This is a genomic window from Rhizobium sp. RCC_161_2, assembly GCF_041355235.1.
Lineage (GTDB): Bacteria > Pseudomonadota > Alphaproteobacteria > Rhizobiales > Rhizobiaceae > Rhizobium.
In genome coordinates this window covers 60,496-85,613 of sequence record NZ_JBFUPL010000003.1, presented here as the reverse complement: position 1 = coordinate 85,613, position 25,118 = coordinate 60,496, and the positions used below count along the sequence as shown (strand labels likewise).

Annotated in this window: 27 protein-coding genes; 10 read left to right on the top strand and 17 right to left on the bottom strand. The window is 59.8% G+C overall.

Going from position 1 to position 25,118, the window contains the following annotated elements; genetic code table 11:
• Positions 1–11 precede the first annotated feature (11 nt).
• Positions 12–878 (top strand): cytochrome c1, encoded by an 867-nt coding sequence (locus AB6803_RS08255; RefSeq protein ID WP_371108421.1) that lies wholly within the window; start codon positions 12–14, stop codon positions 876–878.
• A gap of 120 nt (positions 879–998) precedes the next feature.
• The gene (locus AB6803_RS08250; RefSeq protein ID WP_007692558.1) at positions 999–1,541 is read left to right on the top strand and encodes an adenine phosphoribosyltransferase; all 543 of its coding nucleotides are present in this window, start codon (positions 999–1,001) and stop codon (positions 1,539–1,541) included.
• 34 nt (positions 1,542–1,575) lie between these two features.
• Here AB6803_RS08250 and AB6803_RS08245 read toward each other — a convergent pair whose 3' ends face one another.
• The 6 genes from AB6803_RS08245 to AB6803_RS08220 all read right to left on the bottom strand — a co-directional run bounded on the left by AB6803_RS08245 (position 1,576) and on the right by AB6803_RS08220 (position 6,146).
• Positions 1,576–2,043 carry a MaoC family dehydratase gene (locus AB6803_RS08245; RefSeq protein WP_371108420.1) on the bottom strand — a complete coding sequence of 156 codons (468 nt, stop codon included), beginning with the start codon at positions 2,041–2,043 and terminating at the stop codon, positions 1,576–1,578.
• Positions 2,040–2,504 (bottom strand): MaoC family dehydratase, encoded by a 465-nt coding sequence (locus AB6803_RS08240; protein WP_371108419.1) that lies wholly within the window; start codon positions 2,502–2,504, stop codon positions 2,040–2,042. Before AB6803_RS08240 ends, AB6803_RS08245 begins: the two co-directional genes overlap by 4 nt.
• A 225-nt stretch (positions 2,505–2,729) precedes the next feature.
• Positions 2,730–3,833 carry a redox-regulated ATPase YchF gene (ychF, locus tag AB6803_RS08235; protein WP_371108418.1) on the bottom strand — a complete coding sequence of 368 codons (1,104 nt, stop codon included), beginning with the start codon at positions 3,831–3,833 and terminating at the stop codon, positions 2,730–2,732.
• Between the two features lie 157 nt (positions 3,834–3,990).
• Positions 3,991–4,608 (bottom strand): peptide chain release factor H, encoded by a 618-nt coding sequence (gene prfH, locus AB6803_RS08230; RefSeq protein ID WP_371108417.1) that lies wholly within the window; start codon positions 4,606–4,608, stop codon positions 3,991–3,993.
• Entirely contained in the window at positions 4,601–5,818 is a 1,218-nt protein-coding gene (locus AB6803_RS08225) for an RNA ligase RtcB family protein (protein ID WP_371108416.1), read from the bottom strand. Before AB6803_RS08225 ends, prfH begins: the two co-directional genes overlap by 8 nt.
• A gap of 79 nt (positions 5,819–5,897) precedes the next feature.
• Entirely contained in the window at positions 5,898–6,146 is a 249-nt protein-coding gene (locus AB6803_RS08220) for a hypothetical protein (RefSeq protein WP_371108415.1), read from the bottom strand.
• Positions 6,147–6,160: 14 nt separating this feature from the next.
• On the opposite strand from AB6803_RS08220, the gene clpS reads away from it, so the two are divergent.
• Complete coding sequence (clpS, locus tag AB6803_RS08215) at positions 6,161–6,472, top strand: ATP-dependent Clp protease adapter ClpS (protein WP_012651940.1); 312 nt, start codon at positions 6,161–6,163, stop codon at positions 6,470–6,472.
• 15 nt (positions 6,473–6,487) lie between these two features.
• Here the strand turns inward: clpS and AB6803_RS08210 are convergent, their stop codons facing one another.
• From AB6803_RS08210 to AB6803_RS08190, 5 genes are all read right to left on the bottom strand, one after another.
• Positions 6,488–6,961, bottom strand: coding sequence for a GNAT family N-acetyltransferase (locus AB6803_RS08210; protein ID WP_371108414.1), 474 nt, complete (start codon positions 6,959–6,961; stop codon positions 6,488–6,490).
• Between the two features lies 1 nt (position 6,962).
• Positions 6,963–7,679, bottom strand: coding sequence for an aminoacyl-tRNA hydrolase (pth, locus tag AB6803_RS08205; RefSeq protein ID WP_371108413.1), 717 nt, complete (start codon positions 7,677–7,679; stop codon positions 6,963–6,965).
• Positions 7,680–7,754: 75 nt separating this feature from the next.
• Positions 7,755–8,486, bottom strand: coding sequence for a substrate-binding periplasmic protein (locus AB6803_RS08200; RefSeq protein WP_371108412.1), 732 nt, complete (start codon positions 8,484–8,486; stop codon positions 7,755–7,757).
• 15 nt (positions 8,487–8,501) lie between these two features.
• Positions 8,502–10,868, bottom strand: coding sequence for an EAL domain-containing protein (locus AB6803_RS08195; protein WP_371108411.1), 2,367 nt, complete (start codon positions 10,866–10,868; stop codon positions 8,502–8,504).
• A 244-nt stretch (positions 10,869–11,112) separates the two neighbouring features.
• A complete protein-coding gene (locus AB6803_RS08190) occupies positions 11,113–11,727 on the bottom strand; it encodes a 50S ribosomal protein L25/general stress protein Ctc (protein WP_371108410.1) in 615 nt (204 codons plus the stop codon).
• Between the two features lie 303 nt (positions 11,728–12,030).
• Between AB6803_RS08190 and AB6803_RS08185 the strand changes: the two genes are divergently transcribed.
• The 3 genes from AB6803_RS08185 (at position 12,031) to AB6803_RS08175 (ending at position 16,313) form a co-directional block, all read left to right on the top strand.
• Positions 12,031–13,482, top strand: coding sequence for a hypothetical protein (locus tag AB6803_RS08185; RefSeq protein ID WP_371108409.1), 1,452 nt, complete (start codon positions 12,031–12,033; stop codon positions 13,480–13,482).
• A 106-nt stretch (positions 13,483–13,588) separates the two neighbouring features.
• Entirely contained in the window at positions 13,589–15,049 is a 1,461-nt protein-coding gene (locus AB6803_RS08180) for a hypothetical protein (protein ID WP_371108408.1), read from the top strand.
• Positions 15,050–15,074: 25 nt separating this feature from the next.
• Positions 15,075–16,313, top strand: a complete 1,239-nt coding sequence (locus AB6803_RS08175; protein ID WP_371108407.1) for an MFS transporter — start codon at positions 15,075–15,077, stop codon at positions 16,311–16,313.
• A gap of 16 nt (positions 16,314–16,329) precedes the next feature.
• Here the strand turns inward: AB6803_RS08175 and AB6803_RS08170 are convergent, their stop codons facing one another.
• From AB6803_RS08170 to lgt, 6 genes are all read right to left on the bottom strand, one after another.
• Positions 16,330–17,262 (bottom strand): ribose-phosphate pyrophosphokinase, encoded by a 933-nt coding sequence (locus AB6803_RS08170; protein WP_371108406.1) that lies wholly within the window; start codon positions 17,260–17,262, stop codon positions 16,330–16,332.
• A 106-nt stretch (positions 17,263–17,368) separates the two neighbouring features.
• Entirely contained in the window at positions 17,369–18,250 is an 882-nt protein-coding gene (locus tag AB6803_RS08165; protein ID WP_371108405.1) for a hypothetical protein, read from the bottom strand.
• Positions 18,251–18,306: 56 nt separating this feature from the next.
• A complete protein-coding gene (locus AB6803_RS08160; RefSeq protein WP_371108404.1) occupies positions 18,307–19,458 on the bottom strand; it encodes a M24 family metallopeptidase in 1,152 nt (383 codons plus the stop codon).
• Between the two features lies 1 nt (position 19,459).
• Positions 19,460–20,242, bottom strand: a complete 783-nt coding sequence (gene pgeF, locus AB6803_RS08155; protein WP_371108403.1) for a peptidoglycan editing factor PgeF — start codon at positions 20,240–20,242, stop codon at positions 19,460–19,462.
• Positions 20,243–20,377: 135 nt separating this feature from the next.
• Positions 20,378–21,475: a class I SAM-dependent methyltransferase gene (locus AB6803_RS08150; protein WP_371108998.1), complete on the bottom strand. Its 1,098-nt coding sequence runs from the start codon at positions 21,473–21,475 to the stop codon at positions 20,378–20,380.
• Between the two features lie 78 nt (positions 21,476–21,553).
• On the bottom strand, positions 21,554–22,441 hold the full coding sequence (gene lgt, locus AB6803_RS08145; RefSeq protein WP_371108402.1) for a prolipoprotein diacylglyceryl transferase: 888 nt from the start codon (positions 22,439–22,441) through the stop codon (positions 21,554–21,556).
• Between the two features lie 263 nt (positions 22,442–22,704).
• Between lgt and AB6803_RS08140 the strand changes: the two genes are divergently transcribed.
• The 4 genes from AB6803_RS08140 to AB6803_RS08125 all read left to right on the top strand — a co-directional run bounded on the left by AB6803_RS08140 (position 22,705) and on the right by AB6803_RS08125 (position 25,065).
• Positions 22,705–22,965, top strand: coding sequence for an accessory factor UbiK family protein (locus AB6803_RS08140; RefSeq protein ID WP_184354101.1), 261 nt, complete (start codon positions 22,705–22,707; stop codon positions 22,963–22,965).
• A 391-nt stretch (positions 22,966–23,356) separates the two neighbouring features.
• Positions 23,357–23,857: a YbjN domain-containing protein gene (locus AB6803_RS08135; protein ID WP_371108401.1), complete on the top strand. Its 501-nt coding sequence runs from the start codon at positions 23,357–23,359 to the stop codon at positions 23,855–23,857.
• A gap of 1 nt (position 23,858) precedes the next feature.
• On the top strand, positions 23,859–24,698 hold the full coding sequence (proC, locus tag AB6803_RS08130) for a pyrroline-5-carboxylate reductase (RefSeq protein ID WP_371108400.1): 840 nt from the start codon (positions 23,859–23,861) through the stop codon (positions 24,696–24,698).
• Positions 24,699–24,723: 25 nt separating this feature from the next.
• Complete coding sequence (locus tag AB6803_RS08125; protein WP_174161297.1) at positions 24,724–25,065, top strand: tRNA-binding protein; 342 nt, start codon at positions 24,724–24,726, stop codon at positions 25,063–25,065.
• The last annotated feature ends 53 nt before the right edge of the window (positions 25,066–25,118 follow it).

Here is a 25,118-nt window from a genome sequence, read left to right as displayed (position 1 = left end):
GGAAGAGAACAATGAAAAAGCTTGTTGCCGGCCTTCTGTCGCTCGCACTCATCGGTGGCTTCGCCACGGTTGCCGCCGTTGCCGCGGAGACCAAGCCCGCCGCCGAAGAAGCGACACCGCACTACCCGCTCAAGGAGCCGAGGACCCAGCATTGGACCTTCTCCGGCCCCTTCGGCTATTACGACAAGGCGCAGCTCCAGCGTGGCCTCAAGGTCTACACGGAAGTCTGTTCCGCCTGCCATTCGATGAAGCTGGTGGCCTTCCGCACGCTGGGCGAACTCGGCTATTCGGAAGCGCAGGTCAAGACCTTCGCGGCGAACTACGAAGTGCAGGACGGTCCGAACCCTCAGGGCGAGATGTTCACGCGCAAGGCGCTTCCGTCCGACCATTTCCCGTCGCCGTTCCCGAATGACGAAGCGGCAGCCGCCTCAAACAACGGGGCTGTTCCGCCGGACATGTCGCTGCTTGCCAAGGCGCGTGAAGTCGAACGCGGCTTTCCGCAGTTCATCTTCGACATCTTCACGCAGTATCAGGAAGGCGGCCCGGATTATATTTATTCGCTGCTGACCGGTTACGAGGAGCCCCCGGCCGGTTTCCAGGTTCCGCAGAACTCGCACTACAACCCGTATTTCGATGCGGCCGCGAGCTTTGCCATGCCGAAGCCGCTTTCGGACGGTCAGGTCACCTATGACGACGGCTCGCCGCAGACGGTCGATCAGTATGCGCACGATGTCTCCGCCTTCCTGATGTGGGCTTCGGAACCGCATCTGGAGGAGCGCAAGCACCTCGGCTTCATGGTCATCATATTCCTGCTGATCTTCTCGACGCTGATCTATCTCACCAAGCGGTCGGTCTATGCCAAGGCTGGCGCTCACTAGGCAGTTCGGCCCTGCAATCAACAAAAGGCGGCCCGTTTTGGTCGCCTTTTTTGTTGGTATCGCGTACGCGTCTTGCTAGGGTGCGGCCGGCCCTATCTTAGCCTGAGAGTACGTATTTCCATGAAGACTATCGCTTCGGAGCTTGCCGCCAGCATCCGCTCCATCCCGGACTATCCCAAGCCCGGTATCATCTTCCGCGACATCACCACGATGCTTGGCGATGCCAAGGCGTTTCGCCGCGCCGTTGATGCGCTGGTGCAGCCCTATGCCGGCACCAAGATCGACAAGGTCGCCGGCATGGAGGCGCGCGGCTTCATTCTGGGCGGCGCGGTGGCGCATCAGCTGTCGGCCGGTTTCGTGCCGATCCGCAAGAAGGGCAAGCTGCCGCACGACATCGTGCGCATCGCCTATAGCCTCGAATACGGCGTCGACGAGATGGAGATGCACCGCGACGCGGTGAACCCCGGCGAAAAAGTAATCCTGGTCGACGACCTGATCGCGACGGGCGGCACCGCCGTTGGTGCCACGCAGCTGCTGCGCCAGATCGGCGCCGAAGTCGTCGCCGCCTGCTTCGTCATCGACCTGCCGGACCTCGGTGGCCGCAAGAAGCTGGAAGCGCTTGATGTGCCGGTTCACACGCTGGTGGAATTCAGCGGGCATTGATGGCAAAGACCTTTTCTCCGACGGAGAGAAGGTGTCACTCAAATTCCAGCACGGTGCTCTCGAAGCGTATCACCGGCACGCCGTCCTGATTGGTGCCGTCACAGAGGATGGTGTTGAGCGTCCAGCTGGGGCGTGACGCCAGGGGGCGGCTGGAGAGCAGGGTGACCCCGTAGGTGACGGTGTCACCGGCAAAGACCGGGCGCAGCCATTGCAGCTTCTGGAAACCGGCCGAGGGGCCGAGATTGGGTGGCCTTACGCCTTCGGCGATGAGGCGGGCGTTTTCGCCTTTCCAATAGTCGATGAAGGTCCTCATCCAGGCGGCGCAAGTATGCCAACCGGAAGCGCAGAGGCCGCCGAACAGCGTGTCCTTGGCTGCTTCCGCATCCATATGGAAAATCTGCGGATCGAAGCGCGAGGCGAAGTGGATGATGTTTTCGGCCGTAAACGTATGGGTGCCGATCTCGGCCCGTTCGCCGGTGGGATAGAGCTCCATCATCTTCATGGCGAGACCTCCACGGGTAAGCGCATGCGGATCATCGTGGCGTTCTCGCCGAGGCAGACGAGTTCGTCGTGCTGGTTCTTCACTTCATGCCGGAACTTGACGATGCCAATGCCAGGGCGAGAGCGCATGGCACGGGATTCGAGCACAATTGAATGGCCCGAAAGTGTGTCGCCGGCGAGAACCGGCTTTTTCCAGTCCATGAAGTCGATGCCCGGCGCGCCCTCGGATTCGGTGTTAAGCAGATAGCTGTCGCACATCATCCGCATGAATATTGCCGATGTGTGCCAGCCGGAGGCGGCGAGCCCACCCAGGATACTGGCGCGGCCAGCGGCTTCATCGAGATGCATCGGCTGCGGATCGAACTCGCTTGCGAATTCAATAATTTCCTCTGCCGTCACGTGCTTCGGCCCGAGCGGAAACACCTGTCCCGGCTCAAAATCCTCATATGTCAGTTTTGCCATATCCGTTAGCGGCCTCCTCATTCCTCCCGAGCGCAATCGCATGCTGGGTAGGAGTGGCGCAAGTATTTTTCGTGGCGGTGACGGGAAAAGGGCTACGGCCATTGGTTGCGTCTTGCCGATCGGCGCTGGCTGGCCGCATCCGCTCCGCGCATCATCCGGCTACTACGGCAGCCGTGCAGGGAGGATTGCCGACGCTCAGATGAGAGCCGGCAACCCCGTTATTTTCTAGGCATTGAAGAGGAAATTGAGGACGTCGCCGTCCTGGACGACATATTCCTTACCTTCGGAGCGCATCTTGCCGTTTTCCTTGGCGCCGACTTCGCCCTTGAAGGCGATATAATCGCTATAGGCGATGGTTTGGGCGCGGATGAAGCCGCGTTCGAAATCGGAATGGATGACGCCGGCGGCCTGCGGGGCCTTGGTGCCTTCCTCGATCGTCCAGGCGCGCGTTTCCTTCGGGCCGACGGTGAAATAGGTGATGAGATGCAGCAGCTTGTAGCCGGCGCGGATCAGCTGGTCGAGGCCGGCTTCCTTGAGACCGAGCTCGGAGAGGAACTCCATGGCTTCGTCGGCGGGCAACTGCGCCACTTCCGCTTCGATGGCGGCGGAGATGATCACCACTTCGGAATTCTGCTCCTTCGCCATGGCGGCGACGGCGGCTGTATGCTCGTTGCCGGCAACGGCATCGGCTTCGGCGACGTTGCAGACATAGAGTACTGGATGCGAGGTCAGAAGGTTCAGGCTCTTGAGGATACGGAGCTCCTCGTCGTCGAGCTTCGACAGCAGGTTGCGTACCGGCTTGCCTTCGTTCAACAGCTTGAGCGAAGCTTCCATCAGCGGCAGCATCGCCATGGATTCCTTGTCCTTGCCGGTGGCGCGCTTGCGCGTCTGCTCGGTGCGGCGCTCCAGGCTCTCCAGATCGGAGAGCATCAGCTCGGTCTCGATGGTCTCGGCGTCGGCAACCGGATTGATGCGGCCTTCGACATGGGTGATGTCGCTGTCTTCGAAGCAGCGCAGCACATGCACGATGGCATCGACTTCGCGAATGTTGGCAAGGAACTGGTTGCCCAGGCCTTCGCCCTTCGACGCGCCGCGCACCAGGCCGGCAATATCGACGAAGGAGATACGCGTCGGGATCAGTTCTTTCGATTTGGCGATCTGGGCAAGCTGCTCCATACGCGGATCGGGAACCGCCACTTCACCGGTGTTTGGCTCGATCGTGCAGAACGGATAATTCGCCGCCTGCGCCGCCGCCGTCTTGGTCAGCGCGTTGAACAGAGTGGACTTGCCGACATTCGGCAGCCCGACGATACCGCATTTGAAACCCATGGCACCTTGTCCATATCTTGAAAATCTTTGCAGTGCGTATGGGGGAAGGGCGGTTGCGGGTCAAGTCTTGTGCAAAGTACGAGCCGATTTTCCGGCGAAAAGGGTCGCTTTGGGCTATGGAGAGGCCCGCCCGAAATCAGCCGGGCGGGCCGTCATGTCAAAGGCGGAACACTTTTACTTCGTTGCCGCGCTCCAGTTCCTTATTGGCAAGGAAGAGCGCGGTTTTCGCATTCAGGCTCTCCCTCTCGGCCAGCAGCCGCAACATAGCCTGTAGCCGGCGCACGGAGAGCGCCTTGTTGCGGTGTTGGGAGCGTTCATCACGACAGGTCACGGTGATGCCGGTGGGGATATGGATTGCCCTGACCGCGCTGTCGGTGGTGTTCTGGTGCTGCCCGCCCGGACCTCCGGCGCGTAGCGTTTCGAAGCGAATATCATTCATATGAATGGTAGTCGTTTCGTTCGACGTGTCGGCGAGTTCCACCCGCCTGACGCCGACAAACCAGTTTTGCCGCTTGTGTCCCGGCCTGATCTTGCTCTTGAAGATGAAGCGGATCGAGCCGCAATAGTCTTCCGCCAGGCTATCGGCGCCCGCGCCGCGCAGCGTGACGATCGCCGAAACCGGGCCATGCTGGTCCGGTGCTTGCGATGCCGTCACCTCTATTTCGCAGCCTCTGCCCCGTGCCTCTTTTTCAAGAATGGACAGCAGGGATTTCAGCGCGACACGGCATTCTGCCGGGCCGTTACCGGAGGTGGTGAGCAGATGGATGTCAACCATTTTCACGCCTCCTTAACGCTTTGCGGTCACGCATACGATCTTGCTTCGGCTCTTCGTGATCGACACTGATCTTCTTGTAGGTAATCAGCGGCTTCATCGATGCGAGCGGCCTGATGAGGCCGTGCCCCGCCAGATCCTCAAGCACTTGCCCTGCATTCTTGTAGGCGCCGGCTGCCTCCTCGATTGCAAGTTTGCGATCATCGCAGATGGCGACGCCGCCCCAGGGGTTACGCAGCAATGCCTTCCGCTCCGAACGCGTGGTGCCGCTGCGACCGTGCATGTTGCGGCGGTCGTATTTACGGCCGGCCCCATGCGAGATTGCCCAATGCGATTTAACCGCTGCGTCAAGCGGTTCAACGACATAGCTCAGGCTTGCCCTGGAGCCGGCAATGGGCGCGATACCGCCGCTTTGGATGGCGGCAGCACCCTTGTAGTGGACATAGCCATCCGCTTGCGTACGCACAAGATTATGCGGGACATCCGCAATCAAGCGCACGTCTGTGCGAAGTGCCATGGCAGCTCGCTGCGCAATCATGCGTCGATTGAGTGCTGCCCATTCGACACAGAGACCGTGGAGAGCCAGCCACCTTGCACCAGCCTTGGAAGCCGGGTCGAGGCCGCCTGTCATTGCGCCGTTTTCATCGATGGTTTGGTTGAACACACTGGCGCCGAGATTACGCGAGCCGGTATGGATGAGCAGATAAAGCTTCTGCCTGTCCAAGAGTTCAACCGCATCGGGTTGAAACAGCTCCTCTACGGCCTGGATCTCACAAAAGTGATTGCCGCCACCGATCGTACCAAGCGCTTCGGTGTTTGCTCCAAGCTCAAACAACGGCGCAAATTTCGCGACGTCGGGTGCGTCGAACGCAATGTTTTCAAGCTCGCGCAGCGCGTTGGCTGCCTTGTCGATCCTGAACTTGCGCTGTGGTAGGGCAAGTTCGAAGAGCGCCATGCCGCAGCCGATATCGTTGCCGATCAGTTGCGGATAGAGCCGCGATGCCAGCGCAGCCATACCGACCGGGCCGTATTTTCCCGGATGCAGGTCGGGGAAACCGGCGATGGAGCGCATGCCGGGAAGCTTGGCCAGTTCCGCAAGCTGTTCCAGCGCCGATCCTTCGATCCAGGATTTTGATGTAAAGTAATGTGCAACCGCGGCAGGCTGACCGCAGCGCACGACGATGGGACCGGAGGTCCCTATGGAATTGCCCATGAATATAATTCCAGGACAGGGTAAATCGTTCGGCTTTGAGGCCGATCAAAGAAGCCCGCAACAGCGCATCGACGCTGGCTTAGGCTTTTGCCCCTAAGGGGCGCGATGAAACGAAGCTAATCATTTGCTGCTCCCGATCCTGAAGAATTGATGGCGGTTGTATAAGCGAAATAAAAACGATTGCAAGTGTTGTGTTGATGGTCGGGATTGCCTCCTGCTCACGGTCGATTGATCCGAACGGCTGTCGTGCAACCTTCGTCTCGCTTGAATGGCCGGTTGCGGTGCGGTATAAACCTGTTATCAGCGACAAGCCCTTTTCCCCTGTCATCAACGGTGACTCCGATGAGTGACAATGATGTTGTCCTAAAACCGAAGACCAAGACGAAGCCCAAGGTCGAGCGGCCGAAGCTTTATAAGATCATTCTCGTCAACGACGATTACACGCCGCGCGAGTTCGTCATCATGGTGCTGCAAGCCGTCTTCCGCATGAGCGAGGAGGCCGGTTATCGCGTGATGATGACCGCGCACAAGCTTGGCAGCTGCGTGGTGATGGTCTGTGCCCGGGACATTGCCGAGACGAAGGCGCAGGAAGCCATCGATCTGGCGAAAAGTGCGGACTTCCCGTTGATGTTCACCACCGAGCCGGAAGAATAAACGCGGTCATAAGAGTCAGATGACGGGGCGGCGGATCTGGAAGCCGGTCTTGTCCTGCGAGAAGCCGCAATTGGCGTAGAAGCGCAATGTTGCGGGTGTCTTCGAACCGGTAAGCAGCATCACCTTGTAGCACTTCTTCTCCCAGGCCGTTGCGATCGCCTTATGGATCAATGTCCGAGCGTGACCGCGCTGGCGATGGTCGGCATGGGTGACGACATTCTCGATCAGCGCATAGGGTGCCGCGCCGCGTGTCAGGTTTGGGATGATGACCAGGGTGACGGAGGAGATGGCGAGGGTGCCGGCAAACGTCACGAAGATCGTCATGCCCGGATGCGCCAGGATTTCGGCAAAGCGGCTGTCCGCTAGCGCCGGTTCCAGCTCCGGATCGCCGTGATTAAGGTGCCGGTAAAGTGCGAGAAGGGTAGGGAGATCGCCGGCGGCAGCCGGGCGGATCACGACCGTGTCGCTGCCGTTTGCCGCGTCCGCCATCTCAATCGTCCTTCTTGCCGAACATTCTCTTCAGCATTTCGGCCATCGGGCCGCTCTCGGGCATGCGTGGCTGACTATGGTTGCGGGCCTGATGGACATGCGATTTGGCGACAGCCTTCTTCTCCGGCTTCGGCGCCGGTTCCTCCGCCTTGCCGCCCAGCGCCAGCGCGATCTTGTTCATGAGCTGTGAATCCTCGCCACGCACCAGCATGTCGGCATTGTCGGCAATCGCGTCGAACAATGGTTCCAGCCAGTCGCGATCGACCTTGGCGAAGTCGCCGAGCACATGGTGCTGCACCAACTCCTTGACGCCGGGATGGCCGATGCCGAGGCGCAGCCGCCGATATTCCCGGCCGCAATGGGCGTCGATCGACTTGATGCCGTTATGGCCGCCATGGCCGCCGCCGGTCTTCAGCCGCGCCTTGGCGGCCGGAAGGTCGAGTTCGTCATAGATGACGACGAGGTCGGACGGCTCGAGCTTGTAGAAGCGCATGGCTTCGCCAACGGCTTCGCCGGAGAGGTTCATGAAGGTCTGCGGCTTGATCAGCAGGACTTTCTGGCCGCCGAGTTCGCCTTCGGCAATTTCTGCCCGGAACTTCTTCGTCCAGGGTGAAAAATTATGACGACGATGGATCGCATCCACAGCCATGAAACCGATATTGTGACGGTTGCCCTGATATTTGGCGCCGGGATTGCCGAGGCCCGCAATGAGAAGCATGCGCTTCACCCTTTGGAAAATGCCGATGCCCTTCACGACAGGGAATTGACGGCAAAGTCAAGGCAGGACCACCCGTCAGTCGCCGAGGTGCAGGCCGTATTTCAGGAATATCCGCTTTTGCGTGCCGTCGGCGATCAAGCTGTCGAGCGCTGTCTGCATCCTCTTCAGCAGATCGTCCGGGAAATCCTTCTGACAGGCGATGCCCATGGGCTTTGCGGAGAGCACGGTTACCTTCTCGACGGCGTTGCCTTCTTTCCTCAATTTGTCGAAATAGCTTTCAGAGATCGGCATCAGGTCGATGCGGTCGCTCATCAGCTTCTTCAGTGTCGCCCTGAAGTCGCTGGCGACATCGATCCTTGGGAAATTGGCCTGCCGCAAGGCGGCCTCGGTGTAGTCCTCCCGCCACGTGCCGACGGTATATTTCCGCGCCTCGTCGAGCGTGGCGGCGGCGACGCTGGATCCGGCATGCTTGATGAGGATATTGCGGTCGACCAATAGTGGCTGGACCCATTTGAAAAGCTTGTCGCGTTCTTCATTATGAGCGGTCGCGAAGACGCAGGTCATCGGCACCGTCTGCGCCTGAGCATAGGCTCGCGCCCACGGCATGACCTCGATGGAATAGTCGATGCCGATATCGGCCATCACTTTCTGCACCTGCTCGACAGTCGCTCCGGCAACCGTCTTGCCGTCGCGGTAATTGAAGGGTGGATATTCCTCCGTGGTGAAGGCAATCGTTTGTGCCTGAGCCACGGAGAGAATGCAGCAGGGGGAGAGGCTGAAAAGGACGAGGAGGAGCAGTTTCCGCATATGGTTCTCCTCCTGCTACGATGCTTGCGCCACGGAGGCGAGGCCGTCTGCTGGCGATCCCGCCAGCGTTTTCATCAGATCGTTCGGATGTTGCGGCCGGTGGAACAGATAGCCCTGGCCGTAATCAAGCCCCATGGTGCGCAGCGTCGCACACTCCTCTTCGGTTTCGATGCCTTCCGCAATGACGGTGCAATTCATCTTGTGCGACAGCGTCGTGATGCTTTCGACCAGCATGCGGCTCTTGGCGCTGACATCCGAGGCGTCATCGTTGATCGCGCGGATGAAGGATTGGTCGATCTTGATGATATCCACCGGGAAGCGGTTGATGTAGCTCAATGACGAATAGCCCGTGCCGAAATCGTCAAGCGCGATGCGGCAGCCGTAGCGGCATATTTCGTTGATGACCATGCGGGTTTCCGGGTTGTCGTCCATCAATACCGCTTCGGTGATTTCGACGACGATGCGCTTCGGGGAAATATCGTGGCGCGACAGCAGAGCGGCGATGCGCACCGGCAGGTCCGGTTCGAACTGGAGCGGAGAGAAGTTAATGGCGAGATAGGTGTCCTGCATGCCGTCGAGGCGCAAAAGACGGGCGAAATTGGAAACCGCTTTCTCCATGATGCGATTGCCGATGCGAATGATCGACCCCGTTTCCTCGGCGACTTCGATGATCCTGGCCGGAGGCAGAATGCCCTTCTGCGGATGATGCAGCCGCATCAGTGCCTCGAAGCCGGCGATGGAACGGTCGTCGATATTGACGATCGGCTGCAGATAGGCCTCGAACCAGTCCTCGCTCAAGCCGCTTTCGATATGGCTTTCGAGTTCGGCGCGGCGGCGGGATGCGTCCAGCATGCTGTTGTCGAAGATCTGTGCGCCGTTCTTGCCGTCGTGTTTCTTGGCATACATCGCGATGTCGGATTTCAGCAGCAGCTCGGCCGCGTTGGCGGCATGGCGCGGGTAGATGGCAATGCCGATGCTGGCGCTGAGGCGGGCGTCGTCATCAAAGGGTGCCTCGAACACTTCGGCGATGCGGGCGGCCATCTCGATGGCTCTCGTTTCTGCATCCTCGGCAAGCAGCAGGATGGCAAATTCGTCACCACCGAGGCGGGCGGCGATGTCGCCGGGCTCCAGCCGTGCCTGCAAGCGTGCCACCAGCTCGCGTAGCGCGGCGTCACCGGCGGCATGGCCTTTGTTGTCGTTGATCCATTTGAAGCGGTCGAGATCGATGAAGAGGCAGGCAAGCTCGCGTCTGCGCTTGTCAGCCTCGTTGATCTTGGTGTCGAGCGCCGTTTCAAAGCCCTGGCGGTTCAAGAGACCGGTCAGGTGATCGGTGATCGCCTGGAGCAGGTTCCGGTCCTCGGATTGCTTAAGATCGGTGACATCGGTCATGACCGATAGCGAAAGACCATCCTGGATCGCCGTCGTCTCGAGGATCAGTACGTCCATGGTCCGGTGATCCTGGCACAGGAATTTCACGGTGACATCGAAGCGGGCGGCGCTATCGGGATGGCTGCGCTTGCGCTCGATATATTTCGCGCGCGATTCCGGCAGGACAAGGCTTGCAAACTTGCGCCCAAGCACGTTTGCGCGGGCATAGCCGGTGGCGGCAAGCCAATAATCGCTGACGGCGGCGATGCAATCGTCCTTGTCGAGGGAAAACAGCATGGCGGGCGTCAGATTATAGGTATCGGTGGCGCGGCGATGGGCAAGCTTCAGCTCGGTCTCCTCGCGCTCCAGCTTGCTCTGCATCTCGTTGAAGCTGTTGGCGAGCCGGCCCATTTCGTCGTTGGACTGCCAATCGACATGGTGGCGCGACCCCAGTCTTCTCGTCGCCTCGATGGCGTGGGTCAGGCGCATCAACGGCTGGATGACGAAGATGCGGTTGCCGATCAGGGCGGCCCCGAAGACGGTCAAGACGGCGAAGATGAAGATCGAGATGAAGACGATCTCCTCGCTCTTCAAGCCGTCGAAGAGGCCAAGCTTCGGGTAGTAGACAGTGATCGTGCCGAGGTTCCGTGCGCCATCCACGCCGTTATAAATGATCGGGCGCGAGACGGCCTCCAACAGGCCCTTATAGGATTTCGGGATGGTCGATTGCGTGACATCGAGCTGGCCTGAGAGGTCGCGGACATTGACCCTGACGATCGCGCCCTCGGCGACCGTCGTCGCGCTGATCTGCGTGATGCTGTCCTCGTCAAGATCCCACAGGGGTTTGGCCAAGGCCTGGGCGTTGGCGACCAGCAGCACTGAGATATGATCCTTGATTTCCTTTTCGGCGCGTCCAGACGACAGGAAAAGGAACAGTACGAAGAGCGGCGCGACGAAAATCAGCAGCGCACCGCAGACGATCGCGAAAAACCTGTTTTCGACGGAATGGTTCATAGTTCCGTTAGCTCCCCGGTCATAGACCGGCTGATCTTGGGGCGGGCCGTTCTCTACAACTGTTTGGCGTAAAATTTCACGAATGTGTTAAATGTTGCTGAAACCGTGGGGTTAATGGATTTAAATGAAGTATTGATTCCGAAGTTCTGAAGACTTCGTGCTACTTTTATTAGAATTTACACATGAAAAACCCGCCGTCCCCAGAGGGGAGGCGGGTTTGAATGCGTGGCGATGAAGACGCTGATTAAGCGCTGGCTTCTTCGCTGCCTTCTTCTTCGTCCGCAAGGCCGGCAGCCGGAGCGACGATCGTTGCGATCGTGAAGTCGCGGTCGGCGATGACCGGGACTACGCCCTTCGGCAGGGTGACCTGCGAGATGTGGATGCTGTCGCCAGCCTTGAGGCCCGACAGATCAACGGTGAAGAATTCCGGGATCGCATCGGCCGGGCAATGGACTTCGACTTCGTGGCGAACGATGTTCAGCACGCCGCCAGCCTTGAGGCCCGGGGACTTTTCCTGGTTGACGAAGTGAACCGGGATTTCAACGGTCACCTGGCTGTTGCCGGAGACGCGCAGAAAGTCGACATGGACCGTGAAGTCGCGGACCGGATCGAGCTGGTAGTCCTTCGGCAGAACCTTGATCTTCTTGCCGTCGACGTCGATCGTCGCGATCGTGGTGAGGAAACCACCGGCATGAATGCGCTTCGTCACCTCATTGGTGTTGAGAGCGATAGAAATGGGGGCCTGCTTGTCACCGTAGATGACAGCGGGAATCAAACCATTGCGGCGAAGTTCACGGGCGGACCCCTTACCAACCCGTTCGCGCGCCTCGGCCTTGAGCTCGTAGCTTTCGTGGCTCATAGCTATTCCTTTCGAGGTTATTTGGAGAGTTCATCCGGTCGCCGGCAAGCGGGGAGCCGATTGAACTGGAGGAGGGCAAGCCCTGCCTCATCCGCGTTGCCTCCAAGGGTGTCTACGCGGACGCGTGGCGTATAGTACAAACAGGCCCAGGGTGCAAGTCTCACCGGAGAAAGCGCATATGTGACGACAATGCAACTGACGATAAATAGCGGGCGAGGCTATTTCTATCAACGCCTTGACATATACCTCCGGCCTCTTCAACAGTCGATTTCAATCGATCAGGGTCAAAAGGAGAGGTCGGGTATGCGCTCCAGGGCTATTGCCGCCGCCGCGGTTTTTTCCATCGGCCTTGCTGGCGCGTCGCAGGCGGCTGACGTCGACGAGCAGGGCGCCAAGGAATTGCGCAATATCCTGACGCATTCCCTCTCGCGCGATCTCGCCCGTAGCGGTTTCGTCACCGTCACGCCGGCGGGCGATCAATATCAAATCACCTACGACCTGGCAAAATTCTTCGACAAGATCAATTCCAGCACACTCTCGGTTACCGGTTTCAAGCCGCTGTCGCTGTTTGCGCAGCCTCTCGCGGAAGGCAAGTGGCACCTGAAGGGCGACAATAGCGTCAGCGTCTCGGTTCATTCTCCTGCATCGGACTTTACCTATTCGGTCGCTTCCAACGCGATTGAGGGCATTTTCGATCCGGCGCTGGAGGTGATGCGGTCGTCGGAGACCAAGAGCCGTGACATCAAGTTCTCCAGCATCGGCAGCGGCAGAAACACCGGACATGCGATGGATGCCACCATCGATAGTGCGTCGTTCTCCAGTGCGGTGACCGATGGTACCGAGGCCGGCAAGATGAACCTGCAATCGCAGGGCACGCTGCAGCGCTTCAATGAAACGGTGACCGGGCCTGGCACTTCTTCCGTCAATCTCAGTACCGACAGCATCGATATCAAGCTGGCGGCAACGAGCCTGCCGGCGAAGGAGCTGCGTGAACTCGTCCACTTCTTCATTCAGCACATCAAGGCCAAGCAGCTGTCCGACAGTGGCAGCGAGAAATTCGCGTCACTGGTGCGTCGCGCCTTGCCGGGCTTCGGCTCGCTGGACGAAACGGTGACGCTGAACAATCTGCTGGTGACGACCGACAAGGGAAAGGTCGGCGTCAAGACAGTCGGCTACAGCTTCAAGATGGATGGCCTCACCAAGGCCTCCAACGTCAATTTCGGCCTGCGGGCGGAACATCTCACGCCTGACCCCGGCCTCATTCCGCCGGCCTATGCCGCCTTCGTGCCGGAGACGCTCGATGTGCAACTCGGCATGCCCGATATCAATTTCGATGGTCTTATCGATGCGGCGCTGAAGAATGTGTCGACGCGTGCCACGCCTGTGTCCGGCGAGGCGCTGAAGCGCATCGCATTCCCAGGCGGCCATGCTACTCTCGAATTTCCGAAAATCAGCGCGACCTCCGGCGTCTACGATGTCGAGGTTTCCGGCGCATTGAAAGGTACGACCCAGTCCCATGCCGGCTACTCGCTGCAGGCAACGATCCTGGCTCGTGATTTTGACAAGACCATCACCGTCATCCAGGACGCGGCCAAGACGGACCCGCAGCTGAACAAGGTTTCCTTCAGCCTGATGGCCGCCAAGGGCTTTGCCAAGACCGATACGGACGGCCGCCTGCGCTGGGACGTCACGATTGATGAAAACCGCACCGTCACGGTGAACGGGCAGGTGCTGAAAGGGCCGAAGGCCCCCTAGGAGTTTGCATCCGACGCTTGTTGCGGCGTCTTCGATCTGATCGAGAACCCACTCAGGGTTCTTCTGTTTCCAACTGTTTTTCTAAGCATTTTTGGGGGAGTGAACTATGCGTTTCAAAGCAGTAGCCGCGGCGGCGGTTTTCGCCGCGGGTCTGGCCGGCGCGTCGCAGGCGGCCGATATCAACGAGCAGGGCGCCAAGGATCTGCTAGGCAATCTCACCTATTTCCTGCCCGACGATATGGCCAAAAGCGGATTCGTCGCGGTAAAGCCGGCAAGCGATCATTACGAAATCACCTATGATCTCCAGAAGCTCTTCGACAAGCTGAAGATCAGCGATGTCGTCATCAGCGGTCTCAAGCCGCTAACGGCGCTTGCAACACCGCAGGATAGTGGTCTCTGGGCAATCGAGGGCAGCAACGCCATTGACGTGACGGCGCATTCGAAGCCGGGTAGCGCGACGGACATGGAATTTCGCTATGCCCTGGCGTCTTCCAGCTTCCAGGGGATCTTCGATCCTGCGCTTCACTATGTCCGCTCGATGGATCTGAAGGGCAGTGGCATTACCTTCGCCAGCAAGACGACCGACAAAGATAATGGCGTGCAGAAGAACGATGCCACGGCCGACAGCATCGTCTACAAGCTGTCCTCGACTGATAGCGGCGAGCCGGGCAAGCTTGATCTCAAGATGGACGGCAGCCTGCAATCGCTCACCAACAAGATCACCTCCGGCGACATGGCGCTCGGCGAGATTAAGGTCGGCGCGATCGATTTCAATGCGAGCGCCACCAAGCTGCCATTGAAGGCGCTGAACGAAATATTGCGCTTCGTTTCCGATCACAAGGAAACGAAAACCTTGTCCGATAGCGAGAGCGCCGAGATCAAGGCATTGCTGCAGACGGCAATGCCGATTGCCGGTTCGTTCGAGGAGAAGGTCTCCATCAAGGATCTTTCCGTCTCGACGCTCTTTGGAGACGGCGGCCTGCAGAATATGGGCTACTTCTTCAAGGTGGATGGACCGAGCAATGCGATGAATGCCGATTTCGGTCTGCGTGCCGAAAAGCTCACTTTGGCATCCGGTCTGGTGCCGCAAGACTATGTCGCCTTCATTCCGGATACCGCTGAAATGCAGGTGCAATTGCCGAACCTGAATTTCACCGCTCTCGCGGACGTTCTGCAGAAGACCGATTTCAACCATCCTGCCGGTCAGGAAGCAGTGGATAACCAGTTGCAGCGGGCCATGTTCCCGGATGGAACGATAACGGTCAATTTTCCGAAGATCAGTGCGGTTTCGGGACTCTACGATGTCGAGGCTTCGGGCAGTATGCGCGGCGCGCTTGATGACACCGACCGTGTCACCATGAGCATGACGGTGCTTGCCCGCGATCTCGACAAGACGATTGCCGCTGTTCAGGAGGCTGCGAAGACGCAGCCGGATCTTAATCAATTTTCCTTCGGCCTGATGATGGCCAAAGGTTTTGCCAAGACCGATCCCGACGGACGTTCGCGTTGGGAGGTCAGCATCGCCGATGACAAGACCGTGACGATCAACGGTCAGGTCATCAAGTAAGCAGCCCGAATAACAGAATGCGAAGATGTTTGTCCTAAGGCCGCTGGCCCAGCGCTCGATTTCTCTCCTATGGGTTGGCCAGGTGCTGGCGGCGACCGGATCCGAATTCTACATGGTTGCCGTCGTCTGGTTCGCGGCGGATTTTATTGGCAGAAACGCTGGCTACGTGTCCGCCCTTCAGGCGGGCGCGCTTCTGTTCGGCAGCCTCTTTGGCGGTATCCTGACGGATCGCTGGCGGCACAGTACGACGATGATTTCATCCGACGTGCTGCGCGCGCTTCTATTGCTGGCGCTGTCCGTCGCCGGCGTGATGCAGGTCATGAGCTTGCCGTTGCTGATGGTGCTCGCCGGATGCATCGCCCTGCTTACGGCCGCGTTCGATCCGTCGTTGCAGGCGACCCTGCCGACGATCGCCGTCGATCCCGACATCCGGCATGCCACCAACGGATTGTTCGACGCGACAAGGCGCATGGCCCGCATTCTCGGACCAAGCTTGATTGCGCTGGTCAATGGCTTCCTGCCGAAATCGCAGTTCTTCACCGTGACGGCTGGGACATTCCTGCTGTCTGCCCTGGCGGTGTGGCTGGCTGTCGCCAGAGTGCCGCCTGCGCCTCGCCGCCGCGATTTTTCGGGGGCGGCCGCGGTGATCGACGGCGTTCTGGGCGGATGGAGGGTGGCGCGGGGCCATGCCGCCATCCTCTATGGCCTGTTCACCAATCTGATGGGGAATATCGCCTGGGCGATGGGCATTCTGCTTGGGATGATCCTGCATCTGCGCGAGACCAGCTCTGATCCGCTGACGGATTACAGCCTGATGATGATGGCCTACGGCGTCGGCAACGTGACGACCAACCTCATCCTCAGCAATATGAAGCCGCGTCGGCCGGTGGTCTGGATCATCGTGGCAAAACTGATTTTCGGCACCGGCGTCTTCCTGCTGCCGCTGATGCATGATCGTTTCTGGTTGATGGCCGTAGCGTGCTTTGCCTCGATCAACGGCCCCTTCGAGAACCTTGCCATGCTGCACCTGATGCAGACTCGCAGTGAACCGCATCGTTTGGCGCAGATCTATCGCCTGATGATGTGCGCGATCTTCCTCGGTCTTTTCCTGGCCTATCTCATGTCGCCGACGCTCTTTGCCTGGTTCGGCATCGGGCCGTCGATCATGGGCGCGGGCGCCGCGGTTTTCGTCGCCGGGCTGATCGGAATAGGGCTGCTCGTCTGGCGGCAAAGCCATCCGGCCGGTGCGAAACAGCCGGCATGACGGGGGCGGCCGGTTTTCAGTCGAACAGGCTGGAAACCGATTCTTCCTGGCTGGTGCGGTTGATGGCTTCGCCGATGAGGCTGGCGGTGGTGATGACGCGGATGTTAGGTGCGGATAGCACCGCCGTCGTCGGCTGAATGGAATCGGTGATCACCAGTTCTTTCAGCTTCGAATTGGCGATACGGGTCACAGCGCCGCCGGACAGAACACCATGGGTGATATAGGCCGTGACGCTGGTCGCACCATTCTTCAGCAGCGCCTCGGCAGCGTTGCATAGCGTGCCGCCGGAATCGACGATATCGTCGATCAGGATGCAGTCCTTGCCGGTGACATCGCCGATGATGTTCATGACTTCGGACTCACCCGGGCGATCACGGCGCTTGTCCACGATCGCCAGTAGACAGTCGAGGCGTTTGGCAAGCGCGCGGGCACGCACCACGCCGCCGACGTCGGGCGAAACCACCATGACGTTGCCGATATCGTAGTTGGCGACGATGTCGCGCGTCAGGATCGGCAGGGCGTAAAGATTATCCGTCGGGATATCGAAAAAGCCCTGGATCTGGCCCGCATGCAGGTCGAGCGTCAGTACGCGATCGGCTCCGGCCTCGGTGATGAGGTTCGCCACGAGCTTTGCCGAGATCGGCGTTCGCGGACCGGCCTTGCGGTCCTGACGAGCATAACCGAAATAGGGAATGACAGCGGTGATGCGCCGCGCAGAAGAGCGCCGCATCGCATCGACCATGATCAACAATTCCATGAGATGGTCATTGGCCGGAAACGATGTCGGCTGAACGACAAAGATGTCCTCGCCGCGCACGTTTTCCTGGATCTCAACAAAGATTTCCTGGTCCGCGAAACGCCGGACACTTGCCTTACCCAAAGGAAGATTGAGATAGTTGCAGATCGCTTCGGCGAGTTGCCTATTCGAATTGCCTGCGAAAATCTTCATTTTGGCCCGCCTGTTACCAACCTGATAGCCGCGCTTTTAACCGCCTTGCTCCCGAATGCAAGGGGGGAGGGGTACGATAGCTTTTATATTTCTGAAAAGCTTGTGGCTATCCACCGTGAGAGTCACGCCAGGAATTGAATTCCGACATGGTTTTGGTGGCGATTTTCTGCATGACGGCAGGTGGAACGGCGGTCCAGGGATCGCCGCGCTTCAGAGGCGCGCTTTCCGCGCCCTGGATTCGGTGCAGGCGGGCACCGCTATTGTCGAGGACGTCCCAGACATAGGTGACGGAAATCTGTGGTCCGTCCTGGAAGGCGGAAAGATAGCCCTTCAGGATATAGCTGGCGCTGGAATCGCTCGAACTCTTGATGGTGAAGCCAAGCGAACGCGCCTCCGCGCCGAGCTGGCGCGAAAGGGGGGTGACGGCTTCGACCGGCGCGCCGATGATCGGCAGGAAGCGAACGCTGTTTCCGCCGGTTGCGGCCGAGGGGGGCAGGGAAGCCTGTTGCTGCTGTTGTTCGGGCTGCTGCTGGTCGTCCTGCGGGTCTTGTGCAGCCTGCTGCTGGGGTTGAGGATCCTCGGCGAGACGGCGGTCGGCTTCGCTCTGTTCGTCGGTTCCTGAAATCGGAGCATTTTCCGGCGGGATGGATGCGGTCCGGGAGCCGTCCAGGGGGCGGGAAGCGTAGGGGTTGCTGCCGCCGTTTCTGAGCGCTGCCGCCTGATCGTCCAGCGAGCCTCCGCCAGAGTTTTGCGATTGGTAACCCTGCTGCTGATAGCCCTGTCGCTGGTAGCTATAGCTGTCCTGCGCGGTCTGGTAGGTCTGCTGGCGCTGCGAAGAGGCGGCCATGCGCTCGACATCGCGCTGCGTAACGGGGCTGGAGCCGGCGTCGCCGATGGTTTCGGGCGGCGTCAGGGCGTCCGTCGTGTTGCAGGCGGCGAGCGCAAGGCAGAAGCCAACGGGAATCAACGTTGTCCTGACCAGTCCCATATGCGCGATCCTTTCCTTCGAGGGGCACCCCCGTCCAGGATCGCTATTTTACGCTGCTAACGGTTAAGAAATTCGAGCTGATGGCGCGACAAAGCTTTGGGGCCTTGGGATGTCGTCAGATAGGTCTGGCCGAGCGTCATCGCGGTGCCGGTATCGGAATCCATGATGATCATGTGCACGAAGAGCGACATGCCCTCCTCGATCTCCTGCGGATTGCCGGCAACAAACATCTCATGCTCCATCCAGGAGGGGGAGAAGCGGGCGCCAAGCGAATAGCCACAGGCATTCAGCCGATGACGGGCAAGGCCGCGCTCGTCCATGATCTTGGCATGCATGTCGAAGACGTCGCCGAAGGTATGGCCGGGTTTCAGCACGGTTTCGATCGCCTGGATGGTTTCGAGGCAGGCGCTGAAGAGCTCGCGGTGGCGATGGGTGGGATCGCCGATGACGACGGCGCGCATCATGGCAGCGTGGTAATGGGCGTAGGTGCCCGCCCATTCGAGGGTGAGCTGGTCGCTGGCATCCAGCTTGCGGCGGCCGGCCTTGTAGCGGCAGAGCAGGGCGTCCGGCCCGGAGCCGACGATGAACTCATTGGCGGGATAATCGCCGCCGCCGGAAAAGATCGTGCCCTGCATGGCGGCCAGAATATCGGCCTCATCGGCGCCGGGCTTGATCAGCGCAAGGGCTGCATCCAGGGCATCATCGGCGAGGGTGGCGGCGCGCTCGACATAGGCGATTTCCGTCGGACTTTTGACGAGGCGCAGGCGGCCGACGAGATAGGAGGCGTCGACAATCTGGCCGAAGGTGGCGATCTGGCTGTCGAGCAGGCGGGCGACGCGGCCGGTCATGCCATGCGTGTCATATTCGACGCCGATGCGGGCGCCGAGCAGATCGAGCTCCACCAGCAACTCCTTGAGATCGACCGTGGGATCGGCGTTGACGCGATCGACCCAGATGCGAATGTCGGAAATGACGGACGTGAGCTGCGCCTGGCGCAGATCGGCCGAGCGGGTCAAAAGCACCATCGTGCCGTCCGACTTGACCACCAGCGTCTGGAAGAAGCAATAGCCGAAGGTATCGTAGCCCGTCAGCCAGTACATGCTTTCCTGCGCGAAGAGCAGTATGGCGTCGAGCTTCTCCTCCTGCATTTTTGCAAGGAGACGGGCGAGGCGAGCGTCGAATTCGCTGCGTTCGAAATGCAGGGCCATTTTAGGAGGTCTCCTCGATGGCAATGGCGGAAATCTGCCGGCCGTAATCCGGCTCCTTCGCGTGCGTGGTGCGGCGATAGGAGAAGAAGCGGTCGGCATCGGGATAGGTGCAGAGAGCAAGGCTTTCGGCGGTCACGCCAGTCTTGCGCAAGCGGTCGACCGTCAGCGCCGGCAGATCGAACATCGCGTGACCGGGCTTTTCGGACGGAATGAAGTACTTGGTGTAGTTCGGATCGTAAGTCGTGAAGCGATCGACGAATTCCGGGCCGACTTCGTAGCTTGCCTGGCTGATCGAGGGGCCAAGGCAGGCGGTGATCGTCTCGCGCTTGGCGCCGAGCGCGACCATCGCCTCGATGGTGTTCTCCAACACGCCGGTCAGCGCGCCTTTCCAGCCGGCATGGGCGGCACCGATCACCCGGTTTTCGGGGTCGGCGAAGAGGATCGGTCCGCAATCGGCGGCGAGCACGCCAAGCACGATCCCCGGCGTTGCCGTCACCATGGCGTCGGCCTGCGGGCGATTGCCGTCGTAATCGGCATCGACGGTGATCACGTCGGGCGAATGGACTTGATGCACGGTCGCAAGCCGCTCCAGCGGCAGGCCGAACCAGCCGGCAACACGACGGCGGTTTTCCTCTATATGTGTACGATCATCGTGGGAACCGAGGCCGACGTTCAAGCCGCGATAGAGGCCCTCCGAAACGCCGCCCTCGCGGGTGAAATAACCATGGCGGATACCGGCGCTTTTGGCGGCGCTCAACAATGTGCTTTCGATCGGAGTCGGCAATACCGCGTATCCCTTGATATGGTCTTTGGCGTGGAGCGTGATGAATAACGCGTCTGTGGCGAAGCGGTTCGATTTGGCCGGGATGTTGGCCCAGCCATGCGCGCCCTGTCAATCCGCTGGCTTTAGCAGTCTTGTTCAGCGCGCCGGGCGAAAGGGTTGGAGATCGATCGCCGGGCTTGAGACTGCCAGCACCTTGAAGAGCTCACCCATCTTGCCTTCGCCGGCGCCGGCAAGCCGTTCGACAGCGGCGCGGATGCCGTCCTGCGTTGGCGCGTCGCGATCGCGGCCAAGTGCGGCTGCCCGCTCCAGCAGTCCGAGCCCGAGGAGGAAATCACCCTGATGACAGCATCCGTTGATGTGCAGGCCGGAGGCAGCGGCCGTCTGGGCCAGATGCTGGAAATCGACGTGGCTGGTGAGGTCCGCTTCGCCCGGATGCTCCAGTGGCGGATCGTATTCATGCATACGCACGGCCTGCAGCGTGTCGCCGAATCCTGTCGCCATGTGTCCATAGTCAATGGCAAGCGCGGTGCCGCCATGGGCGGCGATCCGGTCGCAGATCGTCGTCATCACCGCCTGTCGGGCAGGGGCGATCTCGAAGATGGTGCCGATGGGTGGTAGCTGCCCGTCCGGAAGGAATGCCGGGTCGAGGCCAGCGACGCCAACCGCGAAGGTCAGCTCGTCATTGGCATCAAGCCCGACCGTGCGCTCGCGAAACCCGTTCGCCGTGCGGACGAACTGACGGATGGGAATGGCGTCGAAGAGCTCGTTGGCGGCAAGCAGGGTGAAGCCTGCCGGCACGTCATTGAAGTCGGAATGCCAGGAAACCTTGTCTCCGTGGTCGGCAAGCGTTTGCCGCTGAAACTCCTGCAGCCGATCGCTGGTTTCGACCAGGTGTATGCTCATGGCGTCATAAAGCGCCGGCGCGAGCTTGCTGATGACGCGCAGCATGTCGGCCATCATCGTGCCGCGGCCGGGGCCGATTTCGACCAGTTGGACCTCTGAGGGTGCGTCGTGGCGCTGCCAGGCATGCACCATGAAGATGCCGATCATTTCGCCGAAGAGCTGGCTGATCTCGGGCGCGGTGACGAAGTCGCCGACGCTGCCGAAGGGTTCGCGCGTCTTGTAATAGCCGTGTTGCGGATCGGCGAGACAGAGCGAAAAGTAGTCGGTGATGCTGACCGGTCCGTTCGCACGGATAATCGCTTTGATTTTTTCGCCGAGCGGGGTCGTCATCATTTGGTCTCGCTAGTGCATGATTCCGAAAAATATAAGGCAGTTTTCGGAAGGATCACGCGATATTTCAGCCGGAGATCAAGCCGTCTGCCTGGCGGCGTCGTGGCGGGCGCGAATGACTGCCCAGAGGCCGATCGCGACCATCGGCAGGGACAGCACCATGCCCATGGTCAGCCAGTTGGTGCCGAGCAGGTAGCCGAGCTGCTCGTCCGGCTGACGGAAGAACTCGACGAAGATGCGCGAGAACGCGTAGCCGATGACAAAAACGCCGCTGATGGTGCCGGGCTTCTTCAGCGCCAAGGCCCAGCGCGTCAGGATGAAGAGCGCGAAGAAGAGGACGATGCCCTCAATGCCGGCCTCGTAGAGCTGGCTCGGATGGCGCGGATCGGGGCCGGCCGGGCAGATGCCTTCATGGGCGGCAATAATATGCGGGCTGCAGAAGACCATGGCCCACGGGACGTCGCTGGCCCGGCCCCAGAGCTCACCGTTGACGAAATTGGCGATGCGGCCGAAGAAAAGGCCGATAGGGGCGACGGCAGCAACGATATCGAACAAGCTCCACACCGGGATCTTGCTGCGATTGGCAAACAGAATCATAGCGATGGTGGTGCCGATCAATCCACCGTGGAAAGACATGCCGCCCTTCCAGATCTGGATGGCGCGGATCGGATTGGCGATCACCTTGTCGAGATCGTAGAACAGGATGTAGCCGATGCGGCCGCCGAGAACGATGCCAAGTGCCACCCAGAGGATGAAATCGTCCAGATGCTGGCGCGTCATCGGCGCGGTGTCGTTCACCCAGAGCTTGCCATTGTCGACCAGCCGCCGCGCGTAGAGCCAGCCGAGCAGGATGCCTGCGACATAGGCGAGGCCGTACCAGTGGACATCCAGCGGGCCGAGCGAAAAGGCGATCGGATCGATATCGGGAAAAGGCAGGATGGCGGCGAGGTTGGCGGATGTCAGCAAGATTGTCAGATCCGTTAGAGCATGGTTCGCAAAATTGCGATGCGATTCTTGGACAAGAGCATGCTAAATCCAATGTGGCCGGAAGATGGCGTTCGGTATTGAAACGGTCAAGTCGATTTTCGGAAGTCTTTCGTCACGGGCCAGCTTGTCCCGCCCTATCTCAATTTGCTTGCATCGAACCCTGGGAAATCCTACCTCATCCCTATCCGGCCCCTATATTGATGCCATCCGCTTTCGGGGTCGACGGCCGCAAGGAGACTACAATGAGCACTGGACCGAACCGTATCATGGACGAATTCGCCAAGTTGATGACCGATGCCGCCGGTGCGGCCCAGGGCGTGCGCCGCGAGATCGAGACGGCTTTCAACGCACATGCCGAACGTTGGCTGAACAGCCTCGATATCGTCAAGCGCGAGGAGTTCGAAGCCGTCCGCGAAATGGCGATCAAGGCGCGTGACGAGAACGAAGCGCTGCTCGCCAGAATCGAGGCGCTGGAAGCGCGTCTTTCCGCCAAAAGCAAGTAACTGCGATTAATTTTGCGATAAATAAGCGTGGCGGGCCTCTGCCACGCACTTTTCCTCTAAAATTTTCGGCGATTTATCCACCTGTGGACACTGGCAAAAAAGCCAATCGCCAGAGTCGGTTATGACTCCCTTCTGAATAGACATCGGAAGAGCTTTCCACAGCGCCTTTGTTCAAAATCTCCCTCCAGGGGCTGGCATGCCGGGCATGCCGTTATACACTGATTTTAAATGATGATTCGAAACGGACTTGGTAAGCTCCGGGCAGGGTGGATGCGTTAGTCTGGCAGCCGTTCAACATCATCCCGAAGATGATTCCGGAGTAAAACAGTTTGCGTTCTCTCAATGTTGAAGCACGCGAAAGCTGCATTCGTTCCGGTCAAGAAGGTGCTGCATGAGCCTTATGGAAGTGGAAGTCGAACGACAGTCGAATCCGGTCGATATGATCGAGTTCGTGGCCGCCAATAACGACTGGTCGTTTGAGCGGTCGGGTGAAGACGAAATCGCCATGACCGTCGAAGGTAAATGGACGGACTATCATGTATCCTTCTCCTGGATGGAGGAGTTCGAGGCGCTGCATATTGCCTGCGCCTTCGACATCAAGGTCCCGGATATCCGCGCCAACGAAGTCATCAAGCTTCTGTCCTGTGTCAACGGCCAGGTGCTTATGGGTCATTTCGACCTGTGGCGGCAGGAGGATATCGTGATTTTCCGGCAGTCGCTGCTGCTTTCCGGCGGCGCCGAGCCGACCAACCGGCAGGTGGAAGTGCTGCTTTCCAACGCTCTTGACACCTGCGAGGCTTACTATCAGGCTTTCCAGTTCGTAGTATGGTCGGGCCTAGACGCAAATCGCGCCATGGAAGCCGTGCTGTTTGAAACCGTGGGCGAATGCTGATATGACGACCGAGGCATCCTCAAGCGCTCTCGCATCTTCCGGCGCCATCATCCTGATCGGCGCCGGCAATATGGGCGGCGCGATGCTGATGGGCTGGCTGAAAAACGGCGTGCCGGGCTCCTCGGTGACCGTTGTCGATCCCAATCCGTCCGAGACGATGCTGAAGCTGATCGCCGATGCCGGCGCGAGCCATGTGACTGGTGTTCCCGCCGGTGTCACCGCAGGCGTTCTCTTTATTGCGGTGAAGCCGCAGGTCATGGATGCGGTCCTTCCGCCGTTCAAGGAAACGGTCGGGCCGAATACGGTGGTGGTGTCGATCGCGGCGGGCAAGACGCTGGCCTCCCTCGAAAAGAATCTTGGGAGAGCGGCGATGGTACGCGCCATGCCGAACACCCCGGCCATGGTCGGTCGCGGCGTCACCGGTGCGTTTGCCAATGCCGAGGTCGGCGAGCGCCAGCGGCAATTGGTGCATGATCTTCTGAAGGTGTCCGGTCCGGTCGAATGGGTGCCGGAAGAGGTCGATATCGATGCCGTGACGGCGGTGTCCGGCAGCGGGCCGGCCTATGTCTTTTATCTCGTCGAGTGCATGGCGGAAGCGGGCCGGAAGCTTGGCCTGCAGGCGGACCTCGCCATGCGGCTCGCACGGGAAACTGTCGCGGGGGCTGGTGAATTGTTGCATCAGTCCCCCGATGACGCTTCGCGCCTGCGACAGAACGTGACGTCTCCCGGCGGCACGACAGCGGCGGCCCTTGCCGTCCTGATGGCCGAAGGCGGCATGCAGCCGCTGTTCGACGAGGCGCTGGAAGCGGCGCGCAAGCGCGCACAGGAACTGGCCGGCTGAATTCCAAGATCTAAAGGGTATGCGTATGGCGGAAGAGATCACCTATGGCGATTTCGAGCGGGTGGATATCCGCGTCGGGACGATCATCGAGGCAGAGGCTTTTCCGGAAGCGCGCAAGCCGGCCTACAAGCTGAGGATCGATTTCGGACCGGAGATCGGCATCAAGCGTTCTTCGGCACAGATTACCGTGCACTACACGCTGGAGAGCCTCATCGGCCGCCAGATCCTCGCCGTCGTCAATTTCCCGCCGCGCCAGATCGGCCCTGTCCGCTCCGAGGTGCTGACGCTCGGATTTGAGGATGAAAACGGCGCCATCGTGCTTGCGGCCGTGACGCAGCCGGTGCCGAACGGCAAGAAGATGATGTGATATCTAGAAAGTTTAAGCAAAAATTCCTTGATTAGGCTGTTGAGATAATTCTC

Bases quoted from the DNA above. Each gene is read 5' to 3' on its own strand.
- AB6803_RS08255 (WP_371108421.1), top strand. From the start codon at position 12: ATGAAAAAGCTTGTTGCCGGCCTTCTGTCGCTCGCACTCATCGGTGGC.
- AB6803_RS08250 (WP_007692558.1), top strand. From the start codon at position 999: ATGAAGACTATCGCTTCGGAGCTTGCCGCCAGCATCCGCTCCATCCCG.
- AB6803_RS08245 (WP_371108420.1), bottom strand. From the start codon at position 2,043: ATGAAGATGATGGAGCTCTATCCCACCGGCGAACGGGCCGAGATCGGC.
- AB6803_RS08240 (WP_371108419.1), bottom strand. From the start codon at position 2,504: ATGGCAAAACTGACATATGAGGATTTTGAGCCGGGACAGGTGTTTCCG.
- ychF (WP_371108418.1), bottom strand. From the start codon at position 3,833: ATGGGTTTCAAATGCGGTATCGTCGGGCTGCCGAATGTCGGCAAGTCC.
- prfH (WP_371108417.1), bottom strand. From the start codon at position 4,608: ATGGTTGACATCCATCTGCTCACCACCTCCGGTAACGGCCCGGCAGAA.
- AB6803_RS08225 (WP_371108416.1), bottom strand. From the start codon at position 5,818: ATGGGCAATTCCATAGGGACCTCCGGTCCCATCGTCGTGCGCTGCGGT.
- AB6803_RS08220 (WP_371108415.1), bottom strand. From the start codon at position 6,146: ATGACAGGGGAAAAGGGCTTGTCGCTGATAACAGGTTTATACCGCACC.
- clpS (WP_012651940.1), top strand. From the start codon at position 6,161: ATGAGTGACAATGATGTTGTCCTAAAACCGAAGACCAAGACGAAGCCC.
- AB6803_RS08210 (WP_371108414.1), bottom strand. From the start codon at position 6,961: ATGGCGGACGCGGCAAACGGCAGCGACACGGTCGTGATCCGCCCGGCT.
- pth (WP_371108413.1), bottom strand. From the start codon at position 7,679: ATGCTTCTCATTGCGGGCCTCGGCAATCCCGGCGCCAAATATCAGGGC.
- AB6803_RS08200 (WP_371108412.1), bottom strand. From the start codon at position 8,486: ATGCGGAAACTGCTCCTCCTCGTCCTTTTCAGCCTCTCCCCCTGCTGC.
- AB6803_RS08195 (WP_371108411.1), bottom strand. From the start codon at position 10,868: ATGAACCATTCCGTCGAAAACAGGTTTTTCGCGATCGTCTGCGGTGCG.
- AB6803_RS08190 (WP_371108410.1), bottom strand. From the start codon at position 11,727: ATGAGCCACGAAAGCTACGAGCTCAAGGCCGAGGCGCGCGAACGGGTT.
- AB6803_RS08185 (WP_371108409.1), top strand. From the start codon at position 12,031: ATGCGCTCCAGGGCTATTGCCGCCGCCGCGGTTTTTTCCATCGGCCTT.
- AB6803_RS08180 (WP_371108408.1), top strand. From the start codon at position 13,589: ATGCGTTTCAAAGCAGTAGCCGCGGCGGCGGTTTTCGCCGCGGGTCTG.
- AB6803_RS08175 (WP_371108407.1), top strand. From the start codon at position 15,075: ATGTTTGTCCTAAGGCCGCTGGCCCAGCGCTCGATTTCTCTCCTATGG.
- AB6803_RS08170 (WP_371108406.1), bottom strand. From the start codon at position 17,262: ATGAAGATTTTCGCAGGCAATTCGAATAGGCAACTCGCCGAAGCGATC.
- AB6803_RS08165 (WP_371108405.1), bottom strand. From the start codon at position 18,250: ATGGGACTGGTCAGGACAACGTTGATTCCCGTTGGCTTCTGCCTTGCG.
- AB6803_RS08160 (WP_371108404.1), bottom strand. From the start codon at position 19,458: ATGGCCCTGCATTTCGAACGCAGCGAATTCGACGCTCGCCTCGCCCGT.
- AB6803_RS08150 (WP_371108998.1), bottom strand. From the start codon at position 21,475: ATGACGACCCCGCTCGGCGAAAAAATCAAAGCGATTATCCGTGCGAAC.
- AB6803_RS08140 (WP_184354101.1), top strand. From the start codon at position 22,705: ATGAGCACTGGACCGAACCGTATCATGGACGAATTCGCCAAGTTGATG.
- AB6803_RS08135 (WP_371108401.1), top strand. From the start codon at position 23,357: ATGAGCCTTATGGAAGTGGAAGTCGAACGACAGTCGAATCCGGTCGAT.
- proC (WP_371108400.1), top strand. From the start codon at position 23,859: ATGACGACCGAGGCATCCTCAAGCGCTCTCGCATCTTCCGGCGCCATC.
- AB6803_RS08125 (WP_174161297.1), top strand. From the start codon at position 24,724: ATGGCGGAAGAGATCACCTATGGCGATTTCGAGCGGGTGGATATCCGC.